Source organism: Bradyrhizobium sp. Mp19, from assembly GCF_029952935.1.
GTDB classification, from domain to species: domain Bacteria; phylum Pseudomonadota; class Alphaproteobacteria; order Rhizobiales; family Xanthobacteraceae; genus Bradyrhizobium; species Bradyrhizobium elkanii.
The window spans coordinates 13,905-26,844 of the sequence record NZ_JASAUT010000044.1; the positions used below are offsets into that span (position 1 = coordinate 13,905).

Below are 12,940 nucleotides of genomic sequence, written 5' to 3' on the forward strand. Positions count from 1 at the left end.
CCGGGCACGCCGTTCGACCAGGACGGAAGGAAAATTCGACTGCGGAGGAGATTCCCCGGCCGCCCCCGGTATGAAGCTTGCTTTGTTCGCGTGGCCAGCGTTTGCACTCGTGAAGGGAGGAAATCATGCCGGCCCTGTTCACCACGGAAGACGCGCCCACCCATCGGCGCCTTGCGCTCTGGCAGGACATCGTCTGCGACGTCTTCGTGCAGCTCGACTGCAAGTCCGATCTCGGCACCGCCTTCCACGGCGCCATCACCAGCACGCAGCTGGGCGCGGTGAAATGCTCCCTCGTCTCGTCGAGCCAGCAACGGGTGCTGCGCACGCCGTCGCGGATCGCACGCGCCAGCGAGGATCTTGTTCTGTTCGCGCTCGGCCGGAGCGGCGCTGGCGCCGTGCTGCAGGACGGCCGCGAGACCGTGATCCAGCCCGGCGAGTTCGCATTCTACGACACCACCCGGCCCTATGAATTGCGCTTCAACGCCGACTTCACGCAGACCATCTTCCAGGTGCCGCGCGCCATGCTGCACCGGCGCTTCGCCGGCACCCAGGGCTTAACTGCGACCACGTTCACATCGGATCGTCCCGTGCAGCGGCTCGCCTGGCAGTTCATCGCGGGGCTCTCCGAGATCGCCGACAAGCTCGATCCTGACAACGCGATCCGCCTCGCCGACCAGGCTGCCGACCTGCTCGCGATGGCGATGAGCGAGCGGCTCGGCGGCGCCGCGCTGCCCGCCTCGACCCACCGCTCCGCGCTGCTCTACCGCCTGAAGGCGCATGTGCTCGCGCATCTGCCGAACCCCGAGCTCGGCCTCACCGAGACCGCCGCCGCGCTCGGCATCTCGCCGCGCTACGTCAACAGCCTGCTGGCCGACGAGGACACCTCGTTCCAGCGCTTCGTGCTGGCGCAGCGGCTGGAGCGCTGCAAGCGCGACCTCGCCTCGCCGGCGCACGCGCATCGCCACATCGGCGAGATCGCATTCGCCTGGGGCTTTAACGATCTCTCGCATTTCGGCCGCGTGTTCCGCGACCATTACGGCCTGTCGCCGCGCGACTGGCGGCAAAGCCGGCTGCCGAACTAAAGCGTTTTCGAGCGAAGCGGATACCGGTCCGCGTTAAGAAAACGCGCCAAAAGAAGAAACCAAAGCCCAGGGGTCTTTGCGGCGCAAAAAATACCCGGGAATCCGCACCCTCGCAGAGCAAACAATTTACACTAACTGCAACGGGTTCCCCGGCGCCCTTCTTTTCGCTGAGGCGGACCGGTACAGTCGTGCCGTTCATTTGGAGGATTTCCCATGCAGGACCGGCGCCAGAGCGTACGCGACAAGGTGTTTTATGGTGCGGTTGCGGAGATCAATGAACGCGGCTCGACGATGGATTGCGTCGTTCGCAATATCAGCGAAGGCGGTGCCTGCGTTGAATTTGGCGATGCCGTGCATCTGCCCGAAGAGATCAATCTCAGCGTCGCACGCAAGGGCCGCTCGTTCCTGGCCCGCCTGATCTGGCGCCAGGCGAACAAGGTCGGCCTCGCCTTCCGGATCATGACCTCGGACACACCGGTCAGCGATCTCGACGAGCGGGTCCGCCGCAGCGAGATCAAGAAGCGGCAGCTGCAGCGGCGCATCAATGAGTTGCTCGGCCAGGGCTGAGCCAGCTCGGCTCGGAGCCATCGTTTCCGTCGCGGCCGACATCCGGCATTCGGGGTTGCAAAGGCCGGGCTAATCCAGCATGCGGTAATCCCCGCAACGCCGGAACCCGAGAGCCACTCCACGACATGTCGTCCGCGATGACAGAGCATCCCGACGGGCTGCCGCAGCCGCAGCGCAATTGGGCCATTCTCACGATCGCGCTCGGCCTTGTGATGGCCGTCGTCGACGGCTCGATCGCCAACGTTGCGCTGCCGACCATTGCCCGGGATCTGAACGCCAGCCCCGCGTTCTCGATCTGGATCGTCAACGGCTATCAATTGGCGATCACGATCTCGCTGCTGCCGCTGGCCTCGCTCGGCGAAATCATCGGCTATCGCCGCGTCTATCTGGCGGGGCTGTTGCTGTTCACGCTGGCCTCGCTGTTATGCGCGCTGTCGCATACGCTGCCGTTGCTGACGGTCGCCCGCATCCTGCAGGGGTTTGGCGCTGCCGGAATCCTCAGCGTCAACACCGCGCTGGTCCGCTTCATCTACCCGCATTCGCAGCTCGGCCGCGGCATCGGCGTCAACGCGCTGGTGGTCGCGATCTCGGCCGCGGTCGGCCCGACCATCGCCTCGTTCATCCTGGCGGTCGGGACCTGGCCGTACCTGTTCGCCATCAATGTCCCGCTCGGCATCGTCACGCTGGCGCTGGGCTGGCGCTTCCTGCCCCACACCAGGCCGGCGGTTCACGCCTTCGACTGGCAGAGCGCCGCGATGAGCGCCATCGCGTTCGGGTTCGGCATCAGCGCGATCGACAGCGCCGGCCACGGCGGGGCGCTGTATCTCTGCGCATTGGAGTTCGCCGTCGCCGCGGTCGCCTCGCATTTGCTGTACCGGCGGCAGCAGCATCTGCCCTCGCCGCTGCTGCCCGTCGACCTGCTACGAATTCCGATCTTCGCGCTCTCGATCGGCACCTCGATCGCCTCGTTCTGCGGTCAGATGCTGGCCTTTGTCGCGATGCCGTTCTATCTCGAGAACCATTTCGGATATTCGGCGGTTCAGATCGGCCTGTTGATCACGCCCTGGCCGATCGCGGTCGCGTTCGCCGCCCCGCTCGCGGGCTGGCTGGTGGAACGTTATCCGGCCGGCCTGCTCGGCGGCATCGGCCTGCTGCTGTTCGCGACCGGATTGGGCACGCTGGCCTTGATGCCGGCCAACGCCGCGCCGATCGACGTGATCTGGCGCATGGCGCTCGCCGGCGCCGGCTTCGGCCTGTTCCAGACCCCAAACAACCGCACCATGATCGCCGCCGCCCCGCGCGAGCGCTCGGGCGGCGCCAGCGGCATGCTAGGGACCGCGCGCCTGCTCGGACAGACCATCGGCGCCGCGCTGGTGGCACTCTTGCTGGCACGCTATCCGGCTGACGGCACCCGGATCTCGCTGATGGTCGGCGTCGGCTTTGCCGTCGTGGGCGCTGTGCTCAGCACGCTGCGACTGTCCTCGGCCGGCCGCCGCGGCGCCGATCAGGTCCGGGTCCATGAGGGCCAGCGCCTGAAGGGCGAGTGACGCCGCATACAATGCGGATCGCATCGAGGCCCTCCACCGCCGCAAACAAAAAGGCCGGCTGTCCTCAGCCGGCCTTTTCGTTTGGTTGTTCGCTCGCGCCTCAGACCTTGACCATCGGCCCCTTTGAGGCCGGCCCCTTGGTGCCGCCTCCGCCGCCGTTGGGACCACCCTTCGGCGGCTTGCGCTTGCGCGGCGGCAGGTTCTCGGGCTTCGGCGTGACCGGACCCTCGACATATTCGAAGCCGATCTTGTCCTTGGCGGTCGCCTCGTCCTTGACCAGGATGACGCGGACGTGTCCGCCGCCCTTGAGCTGGCCGAACAGCACCTCATCCGCGAGCGGCTTCTTGATGTGTTCCTGGATGATGCGCGCCATCGGACGTGCGCCCATCTGCTCGTCATAGCCGTGCTCGATCAGCCAGGCCTTTGCAGGCTCGGACAGCTCGATCGTGACGTCGCGGTCGGCGAGTTGCGCCTCGAGTTGCAGCACGAACTTCTCGACCACCATGCCGATCACCTCGGCATTGAGGTGCGCGAAGGAGACGATCGCATCCAGCCGGTTGCGGAACTCCGGCGCGAACTGGCGATTGATCGCCTCGTGATCGTCGCCTTCCCGCTTCGAGCGGGTGAAGCCGAAGGCCTGCCGCGCAAGATCGGCCGCCCCGGCATTCGTGGTCATGATCAGGATCACGTTGCGGAAGTTGACCTGCTTGCCGTTGTGGTCGGTGAGTCGACCATGATCCATGATCTGCAGCAGCACGTTGTAGAGATCCGGGTGCGCCTTCTCGATCTCGTCGAGCAGCACCACGCAATGCGGATGCTGATCCACGCCATCGGTGAGCAGGCCGCCCTGGTCGAAGCCGACATAGCCGGGAGGCGCGCCGATCAGGCGCGACACGGTGTGCCGCTCCATGTATTCGGACATGTCGAAGCGCAGCAGCTCGACACCGAGCGACGCCGCGAGTTGCTTCGCCACCTCGGTCTTGCCGACGCCGGTCGGCCCCGAGAACAAATAGCTGCCGATCGGCTTCTCCGGCTCGCGCAGGCCGGCGCGCGCCAGCTTGATCGACGCCGCCAGCGACTCGATCGCCTTGTCCTGGCCGAACACCGTGCGCTTCAGGGTCTGCTCGAGATGCTTCAGCACCTCGGCATCGTCCTTCGACACGCTCTTCGGCGGGATCCGCGCCATGGTCGCGATCGTGGTCTCGATCTCCTTGATGCCGATCGTCTTCTTGCGCTTGCTCTCGGCGACCAGCATCTGCGCCGCGCCGGACTCGTCGATCACGTCGATCGCCTTGTCGGGCAGCTTGCGGTCGTGGATGTAGCGCGACGACAGCTGCACCGCCGCCTCGATCGCCTCATTGGTGTATTTCAGCCGATGGTAATCCTCGAAATAGGGCTTCAGGCCCTTGAGGATCGCGATCGCATCTTCCACCGTCGGCTCGTTGACGTCGATCTTCTGGAAGCGCCGCACCAGCGCGCGGTCCTTCTCGAAGTGCTGACGGTATTCCTTGTAGGTGGTCGAGCCCATGCAGCGGATCGTGCCCGAAGCCAGCGCGGGCTTCAGCAGATTGGACGCATCCATCGCGCCGCCGGAGGTGGCGCCGGCGCCGATCACGGTGTGAATCTCGTCGATGAACAGGATGGCGTTCGGATGCGCTTCCAGCTCCTTCAGGACCTGCTTGAGCCGCTCCTCGAAATCGCCGCGATAGCGGGTGCCCGCGAGCAGCGTGCCCATGTCGAGCGAGAACACGGTCGCGGCCGCCAGCACTTCCGGCACGTCGCTGTCGACGATGCGCTTGGCGAGGCCTTCGGCGATCGCGGTCTTGCCGACTCCGGCTTCGCCGACGAACAGCGGGTTGTTCTTCTGGCGGCGGCACAAGACCTGGATCGCACGGTTGATCTCGGCATTGCGGCCGATCACCGGATCGATCTTGCCGTCGCGCGCCTTCTTGTTGAGGTTGACGCAATAGGTCTCGAGCGCCTCGCCCTTCTTCTTGGCGTCCTCGTTGCCCTTGGTCTCGGTTTCCTCGTCGACGCCGCGCACCGGCCGCGCCTCGGACACGCCGGGCCGCTTGGCGATGCCGTGGCTGATGTAGTTGACAGCGTCGTAGCGCGTCATGTCCTGCTCCTGCAGGAAGTACGCGGCATGGCTCTCGCGCTCGGCGAAGATCGCGATCAGGACGTTGGCGCCGGTCACTTCCTCGCGACCGGACGACTGGACGTGAATCACCGCGCGCTGGATCACGCGCTGGAACCCGGCGGTCGGCTTCGCGTCATCGGCGCCGTCAGTCACCAGGTTTTCGAATTCGGTCTCGAGATAATTAACGAGGCTCGTCCTGAGCTTGTCGAGATCGACGCTGCAGGCCCGCATCACAGCCGCCGCATCCGAGTCGTCGATCAGCGACAGCAGCAGATGTTCGAGCGTCGCGTATTGATGGTGACGCTCGTTTGCGATCGCCAATGCACGGTGCAGCGATTGTTCAAGGCTTTGGGAAAAAGTTGGCATTCGCGTCCTCTATGGCCCCCTGCCATCATGATCGCCATTACCGGGTCAGGCAATAACAACCTTCGTGATCGCCTTTGATATAGTTACGGCGGATCGTGGCGAAAGACCGGTCCCGCGATGATGGTTTTCTTCTAAATTCGGGGCATCGGGGCGTCGCGTGGCGGCGCCCCGTGATCGTACGGGAACGCCGTTCACCACCATCAAAAACCGCGATGCAAGACCCGTTCCGCGCCCCGCGGCGGGTCAGTCGTTCCAGCGAGCTATTTCTTTTCCATCACGCATTGCAGTGGATGCTGATGCTTGCGCGCGAAGTCCATGACTTGCGTCACTTTGGTCTCGGCGATCTCGTAGGTAAAAACGCCGCACTCGCCGATCCCGTGGTGGTGAACGTGCAGCATGATCTTGGTCGCCGCCTCGGCGTCCTTGTTGAAGAAGCGTTCCAGCACGTGAACGACGAACTCCATCGGCGTGTAGTCGTCGTTCAGGATCAGGACGCGGTACAGGTTCGGGCGCTTGGTCTTCGGCTTGACCTTGGTGATGACCGAGGTCGACGGGCCGCTGCCCGTCCCATTGCGGTTGTCATCATTGTTCATTTTCGGCGCCGGCGCGGCGGCCACCGCCGGCATCGACGAAACCGGCTCGGAAATCGGGACTGTCAACGTGGATCGCAACATGGCTCAGGCGTTCGAATTCCCCAAGGGAAACCGGATGGCGGGAAACCGGATGGCAATTGGACGGTGGTCGCGATTGCCGCAAGACTGATCGCGGAACCCCCAGCAATGCTTTCCAGATTGCCGCTCCCGGTCCGATCCGGCGGCCGGATCGACCTCCCGAATATGGGCCTCGCGAGGTCCTGCCGCAAGCGCGGACCCGGCGCGGCCCACCGGTCCGATTCCCGGCGCGGCAACCCTCGGAAGGTTAATCATTTCTGCCTGATTTGACAAAGGAGTCGGGCCGCCAATTTAGACCTCATTGAGGATAGCCAGCGCTTTTGCCCGGCTTTTGAGCCTCCCCCGCGCCACCCTGCCGGGTTTCCCGCGCCCGATTCACTATCTGTTTAGCGGCGCCGGTCGAGATGCCACCGCAATTCATTTCGACGAGAGTGCCATGCTTGGTTCAGCCATTTCCGATCGCGTCTGCGCGGTTGCTCGCCGGTTTTCCAGGGCAAATAGCGGCAATGTCGCGGTGATCTTCACCTTCGCAATGCTGCCGCTCCTCGCTTTCGTGGGAGCCGCGATCGACTATACCCGCGCCAACAACGCCCGCTCCGCGATGCAGGCGGCGCTCGATTCGGCCGCGCTGATGCTGTCCAAGGATCTGACCATGGGCAACATCACGGCTGCGGATATCCCGAGCAAGGCGCAGACCTATTTCACCGCGCTTTACACCAACAAGGACGGCCAGGGCATTTCCGTCACTGCCAACTATACCACCCCGACCTCTGGCGCGGCGGCCAACATCCTGCTGGGCGGATCCGGCCACATCAAATCCGATTTCATGCAGCTGGCCGGTTTTCCGACGCTGGGTTTCAACAGCACGACGACCACCACCTGGGGCAACACCCGTATGCGTGTCGCGATGGTGCTCGATAACACCGGCTCAATGGCCCAGAACGGCAAGATGGCAGCACTCCAATCCGCGGCCAAAAGCATGATCGATACGCTGTCGACCTATAACAAGCAGACCGGCGATGTTTATATTTCGATCATTCCATTCTCGAAGGATGTGAATGTCGATCCAGCGAATCTGAACCAATCCTGGCTCAATTGGACCGAATGGGAGGGTGAGCCGCCGATTCTCAAGAACAACTATCCGAGCGGCTGGAACACGATCCAGGCCGGATCGGATTGCCCGTTCACGAACAGGACGCACGGCTTTACGTGCACGGACCGGCCAGCGACCGTGAGCGGTGCCAGAAGCACGAACACGATCCCCTCAACCGGCACGTATGCAGGTTACATCTGCCCCAGCATGGACAGCGGCAGAAAGTTACCCGGCAAGACCAGCATCTACTACAACGGGTGCTACACGACTGTTACAGTGCCGGGGACCACCGTTGCTTCCGGCTCCGGCGCAAGCTGCGGCTCGACCAGCAACTGCACCTGTTCCGGGAGCGGCAGCAGCAAGGTTTGCAGCACGCCGACGACGTATTCTCATCTCTGGCGCGGCGACGGTACCGCCGCGACCGCGGCAGCCGCACCCAGCCGCAGCACGTGGACCGGTTGCGTGAACGATCGCGATCAGGACTACGATACGAAGAATACGGGCCCCTCCTCCGGCAGCGGGACGCCGTCCACGCAGTTCTATGCCGAGCAGTTCGCGGATTGTCTTCCCGGCACGGTGACGGCAATGAGCAACCAGTGGAGCACGCTCAAAACCCAGATCGACAATATGTATCCAAGCGGCAACACCAATCAGGCGGTGGGGCTGGCGTGGGGATGGCTGTCGCTGAACACCGCAAACCCGCCGATCACGGCACCGGCGAAAGAGAGCAACTACGCATACAAGGACTATATCGTCCTGCTATCCGACGGACTGAACACCCAAAACCGCTGGAGCACGACCCAATCGGACATCGACACTCGGCAAGAGCTGCTGTGTTCGAACGTCAAGGCCGATCCGACCAGCAGCATCACAATCTTCACGATCCAGGTGAACATCAACAACGCGGACCCGAAATCGCAGGTGCTGCAGGATTGCGCGACCGACGGCAACTTCCAGATGATCACGTCAGCCGGTCAGACGGCTGACGCCTTCCAGAATATTCTCACGCAGATCTCGAAGCTGCGGCTGGCGAAATAAACGCCCGCTTCAGGCACAACAAAAAAGCCCGGCCGAAACGGCCGGGCTTTTCGTTTGTCCTGGTCGGCAACGCTTACTGAGCGGCGGGCGCGAACTTGGAGACCAGGCCCTCATAGGGCTTGAAGGTCTGCTTGGCGCAGTCGCTGTAGAGGCCAGCGATCTTCTGCGATTCCGCAACGAAGGTCTCGTAGGACGAGCGCAGGTACTCGGTCTGCGCCTCGAGCGCCTTGTCCAGCGACTTCACGCCCGACAGCTTCTCGACGAACGACTTGGTGTCCTCAAAGGACTTCTTGGCATAGTCGCCATAGGCGGTGGCGATGGCCTGAACGCCGCTCTGCAGGTTGTTGGCCGACGCGGTGACCGACTCGAAATGCTCTTTGCCGTAGTTCTGAATGTCTTCGATCTTGACCATGGATGGAATTCCTTTTCCCAGACTTGAAGGCGCAAATTCCCATTGCCGGGAAGCTCCCGGCCCCCTGACGCCGATAGCCATATCGCATCGCACAATAGAGTCAATGAATATTGTGCATCGCACAATCACACAACCCCGAATCTCCGGCATTTGCGATAAACCCCGGGGGACTACGCAACGGTTGCTTAAGCTTTTGGAAACTCGGTCCGCCTAACCTGATTCCCGGACTTTGTTCGCCTTCCGACAGACAGCCTTGAAAGCTGTTTGTGAACAACACCTTAGCTAGAAGAGCGACCTGAGCCGCCACGTGGGCCGATGGTTCTGCCCGAAGTGGTTTGTTGCGCAGGCAAGGATCGATGGCCGCCGGGCACAATTTCGCCTCACGAGCCAGTGATCTAGATAGAAATTGGGACGGGGAAGTAGATGCTTCGAACAACCTTGGCCTCCTCGCGGGCGCTGCGAGTTGGCGTTCTTGGGCTCGTTACCGTCACGACGGCGATCCTGATCACGAGTGATAGCGCCGAGGCGCGCCGTCACCGGCGCCACTACGCCCGTCACCACCACAGCGAGGCCGCGCGCGAGAGCTACAGCCCGCAATTCGCGTCGATCATCGTCGACGGCAACACCGGTTCGGTGCTCACCGCCACCAGTCCCGACGGTCTGCGCCACCCCGCCTCGCTGACCAAGATCATGACGCTCTATCTGCTGTTCGAGCGCCTCGATTCCGGAAAGATGAAGCTCGACACCGAAATGCCGGTGTCCGAGCACGCCTCCGAACAGGACCCGACCAAGCTTGGCCTGCGGCCCGGCTCGACCATCAAGGTCGAAGACGCCATCAAGGGCCTGGTCACTCGCTCGGCCAATGACGCCGCGGTCGTGATCGCCGAGGCGATCGGCGGCAGCGAAGACGATTTCGCCCGGATGATGACCCGCAAGGCCCGTGCGCTCGGCATGAGCCGGACCGTTTATCGCAACGCCTCCGGCCTGCCCAACGATGAGCAGGTGACGACGGCGCGCGATCAATCGACCCTCGGCCGCGCGATCCAGGATCGCTTCCCGCGCTATTACCGCTACTTCTCGACCTCGGTGTTTAACTTCCGCGGCCAATCGATCCGCAACCACAACCATCTGCTCGGCAACGTCGAGGGCGTTGACGGTATCAAGACCGGCTACACCCGCGCCTCCGGCTTCAACCTCGTGACCTCGATGCGCCGCGGCAATCGCTTCCTGGTCGGCGTGGTGCTCGGCGGCCGCAGCGGCGGCTCGCGTGACGCCATCATGCGCAACCTGCTCGCAGAGAACGTCGGAAAGGCCGCGACCACCCGCACCGCCGCCGCGATCACCGAACGCAATCCGGCCGACGCCAATGTCGAGGTCGCCGACGCGGATAACGCGCGCGCGCCGGACACCTCGCCGGTCGCCGCGTCGGAGCCCGCCGCTGCAGCTGCCGCGATCCAGGCGCCGCGCCCGGCCAGCAAACCCTCGCTGATGGCGGCGGCCGCCGCCGCGCTGCCGCCGCTCCCGGCCAAGCCGGAGCCGCAGGCCAAGCCCGAGCCGGCGCCGCTGACCTCAGGCGTGATCCAGACCCAGCCGATCGCCGCGATCCCCGGCTCGGCTGAACCGATGAAGCCGGTCAAGGTGAAGACGGTGCAGGTCAAGGCCGGCCAGATCAAGCTCGCCGCGGCCGGCCCGGCGCAGTCCGCGCCTCCGGTCACCAACACGATCCCCGCGCGCGGCGAAGTCCCCGAGACCTCCAATGCGATGATGGCGCGGGCCGCCGAGACCTCGAGGCCCGAAATGCCGCCGCAGCCGGCCAATTTCGGCACCGGAAACGGCATCCTCGGCGTGCTGCCGGCCTCGGCCGTCCATGCACCCGCTGCCCCGGCGCCGCAGGCCGTGGCGTCGATCGAACCCGCTACCCGCAGCCTGCAGGCCGCTCCGCCGACCAGCTCGGCAAAGCCGAGCGCCGCGCACACCGGCTGGATCATCCAGGTTGGCGCGCTGGAGTCCGAGGGCGAGGCCAACAAGCGCATCGACCTCGCGCGCAGCTCGGCCCGCGGCCTGCTCAGCAAGGCGGATCCGTTCACCGAGGTGGTCGCCAAGGATAATCGCAAGCTCTATCGCGCCCGCTTTGCCGGCCTCGAGCGCGATCAGGCCGAGGCGGCTTGCAAGACGCTGAAGCGCGCCGAGATCTCCTGCATCACGGTTCGCAACTGATCGTCGGCATCAGCTGATTTCAAACGGCCGGCGCAGCAATCGCCGGCCGTTTTGCTTTTGCCGTCGCGAAAACGGCCGGCGGGCCGCGCGCGGCGCGACCATGAAACTTCTCGTCAAGATTTTACGGTTAAATTTCCCGAAACAACGATCGGCCACGCCGGACAGCGGCGGGCCAGACGGGGCATCAATCAGAAACGGAAGGCAGCTCTCGGCTGTGGCGTTGGTAGCGTAGCCGGAGTTAGAGATGCGTGCGAAGCAAAGTATCCTTGGCCTCGTTCACACGGGCCGCGAGGTACGTCGAGCCCCCCTGGTCGGGATGGAGTTTCTTCATCAGGGTACGGTGAGCCCGGCCGATATCGTCGCGCGACGCTCCCGGCTGCAGGCCAAGGATCTGATAGGCCTCCTCGTTCGTCATTTTGCCACCCGACGCCGCACGGCCCTGCCCCCGTGCCCGGTCGCCCTGTGCGTCCTGACGCCAGGCGGGAAAACGGCGATCCAGATAGCTTTCAAGTAGCGCGACGCTCTCGGCGTCGAAGCTCGGGACCATCGCCAATAGCTGCGACAGGTCGAACTCGTCGAGCATGCGGCCGGCCTGCGGTCCGGCCACGATCTGGCCCCTGAGCACGCCGCTGCCGTGATCGAGGGTCATATCGAGATATTGCGAGCGCACCCGCGAGCTTTGTCCCTGGCTGCGCGAACCGCCGAACATGCCCCCGAAATTGGGAAATCCGGTGGTTCCGAACGGCGACCAGCCGAGCAGTCCGGCGCCGAAGATGCCGAGCGGAATTGCCACCGCCAGTTCGCCCCGCACGCCGGTAAAGGCCGCGACCGCCAGCGCGAGCACCCCGCCACCGATCTTGATCGCGCGCGCAAGCACGGCGGGATTGGCCGCACGAAACATCTGCAGCGCGGAATAAAGGACGACAACGGCGACGACGCCAGCGATCAGGGTTGGCATGTCCGGAATATAAGCGGCCCGGCGGCAAAAAGCATGCGAAGCTTCGTCTCACCGGCATCAGGCGGACCCTGACGCGACGCGGCGCTATTTCATCTGACCGATCAGCTTCGCCGCGCCGCTCGCGGTCTTGGCCAGTTGCAGCAGGGCCTCGCGGCCGCCGGCGGCATAGGCTGCGGCGGCACGCAGCAATTCGCGGAGCTGCGCGGCCGCGCCGGGATCGAACCTGCACCATGCACCGCCGGTCAGCCGCGCGACCTCGCGAAACGTCTGTTCGGCGGTCACGTCATGCCCCTCCTGGAACATGAAGACCGGCACCTTGAGCAGGCCGAGCTCGCCCGCTTTGGCGCACAGATCGTCGGCGCTCTCCTCCATCGCGTCGCCGACGAACACCAGCGCGCGCACCCCTGCCTCGACCGCCTCGCGGCGCGTCTCGGACAGCACCTTGCCGATCTGGGTGTTGCCGCCCTGGCAATCGATCTTGCTCATCAGCCGCGCGAGCTGTGCGCTGTCGGAGATCCAGCCTGACGCACGGCACTCATTGAAGCCGCGATAATAGACGAGGCGGATATCGAGACTGCCGAGCGCGCCAGCCTCGCGGAACATGTCCGCCTGCAGTGTGCACGCCATGTCCCAAGTCGGCTGCCGGCTCATCGTGGCGTCGAGCGCGAACACCAGCCTGCCGCGCGCGCCGGCGCGATGCGGCGACATCGCCCGCGCCTTGGCGACGAATGCCGCGATGTCGTTCGCGCTGGATGTCGGCACGCCAGGCGCATGGGCCGGGCGTACATCGCTTCCGGATGTCGGTTTGATCGTCTTGCCGGCCATCAGCGCTTGCCTCGTACAGCAAAC

The 12,940-nt window shown here is 64.4% G+C and carries 11 protein-coding genes; 6 read left to right on the forward strand and 5 right to left on the reverse strand.

Translation table 11 applies throughout. From position 1 onward, the window contains the following. The first annotated feature begins 125 nt into the window (after nt 1-125). The 3 genes from QJT82_RS33570 (at nt 126) to QJT82_RS33580 (ending at nt 3,196) form a co-directional block, all read left to right on the forward strand. Nucleotides 126-1,082, forward strand: a complete 957-nt coding sequence (locus tag QJT82_RS33570) for a helix-turn-helix domain-containing protein (RefSeq protein ID WP_028343352.1) — start codon at nt 126-128, stop codon at nt 1,080-1,082. Between the two features lie 213 nt (nt 1,083-1,295). Next, the gene (locus tag QJT82_RS33575) at nt 1,296-1,649 is read left to right on the forward strand and encodes a PilZ domain-containing protein (protein WP_028343353.1); all 354 of its coding nucleotides are present in this window, start codon (nt 1,296-1,298) and stop codon (nt 1,647-1,649) included. A 125-nt stretch (nt 1,650-1,774) separates the two neighbouring features. Next, complete coding sequence (locus QJT82_RS33580; protein WP_080686904.1) at nt 1,775-3,196, forward strand: MFS transporter; 1,422 nt, start codon at nt 1,775-1,777, stop codon at nt 3,194-3,196. 100 nt (nt 3,197-3,296) lie between these two features. Here QJT82_RS33580 and clpA read toward each other — a convergent pair whose 3' ends face one another. Both clpA and clpS read right to left on the reverse strand, forming a co-directional pair. Beyond that, entirely contained in the window at nt 3,297-5,702 is a 2,406-nt protein-coding gene (gene clpA / locus QJT82_RS33585; protein ID WP_028336408.1) for an ATP-dependent Clp protease ATP-binding subunit ClpA, read from the reverse strand. Between the two features lie 260 nt (nt 5,703-5,962). Next, nucleotides 5,963-6,295, reverse strand: a complete 333-nt coding sequence (gene clpS / locus QJT82_RS33590; RefSeq protein WP_028343354.1) for an ATP-dependent Clp protease adapter ClpS — start codon at nt 6,293-6,295, stop codon at nt 5,963-5,965. Between clpS and QJT82_RS33595 the strand changes: the two genes are divergently transcribed. Next, entirely contained in the window at nt 6,288-6,464 is a 177-nt protein-coding gene (locus QJT82_RS33595) for a hypothetical protein (RefSeq protein WP_155258706.1), read from the forward strand. The genes clpS and QJT82_RS33595 overlap by 8 nt on opposite strands. A gap of 210 nt (nt 6,465-6,674) precedes the next feature. Further along, entirely contained in the window at nt 6,675-8,504 is a 1,830-nt protein-coding gene (locus tag QJT82_RS33600) for a TadE/TadG family type IV pilus assembly protein (RefSeq protein WP_338132191.1), read from the forward strand. A gap of 73 nt (nt 8,505-8,577) precedes the next feature. On the opposite strand, the gene QJT82_RS33605 is transcribed toward QJT82_RS33600, so the two are convergent. Next, nucleotides 8,578-8,916: a phasin family protein gene (locus QJT82_RS33605; protein WP_016844841.1), complete on the reverse strand. Its 339-nt coding sequence runs from the start codon at nt 8,914-8,916 to the stop codon at nt 8,578-8,580. A 423-nt stretch (nt 8,917-9,339) separates the two neighbouring features. Here QJT82_RS33605 and QJT82_RS33610 point away from each other — a divergent pair, with 423 nt between their 5' ends. Further along, nucleotides 9,340-11,133, forward strand: a complete 1,794-nt coding sequence (locus tag QJT82_RS33610) for a D-alanyl-D-alanine carboxypeptidase (RefSeq protein ID WP_028343356.1) — start codon at nt 9,340-9,342, stop codon at nt 11,131-11,133. A gap of 238 nt (nt 11,134-11,371) precedes the next feature. Here QJT82_RS33610 and QJT82_RS33615 read toward each other — a convergent pair whose 3' ends face one another. Together QJT82_RS33615 and QJT82_RS33620 are read right to left on the reverse strand one after the other, a co-directional pair. Next, nucleotides 11,372-12,091, reverse strand: a complete 720-nt coding sequence (locus QJT82_RS33615) for a DnaJ domain-containing protein (protein ID WP_028343357.1) — start codon at nt 12,089-12,091, stop codon at nt 11,372-11,374. A gap of 84 nt (nt 12,092-12,175) precedes the next feature. Beyond that, on the reverse strand, nt 12,176-12,916 hold the full coding sequence (locus QJT82_RS33620; protein WP_028343358.1) for a hypothetical protein: 741 nt from the start codon (nt 12,914-12,916) through the stop codon (nt 12,176-12,178). Nucleotides 12,917-12,940 lie beyond the last annotated feature (24 nt).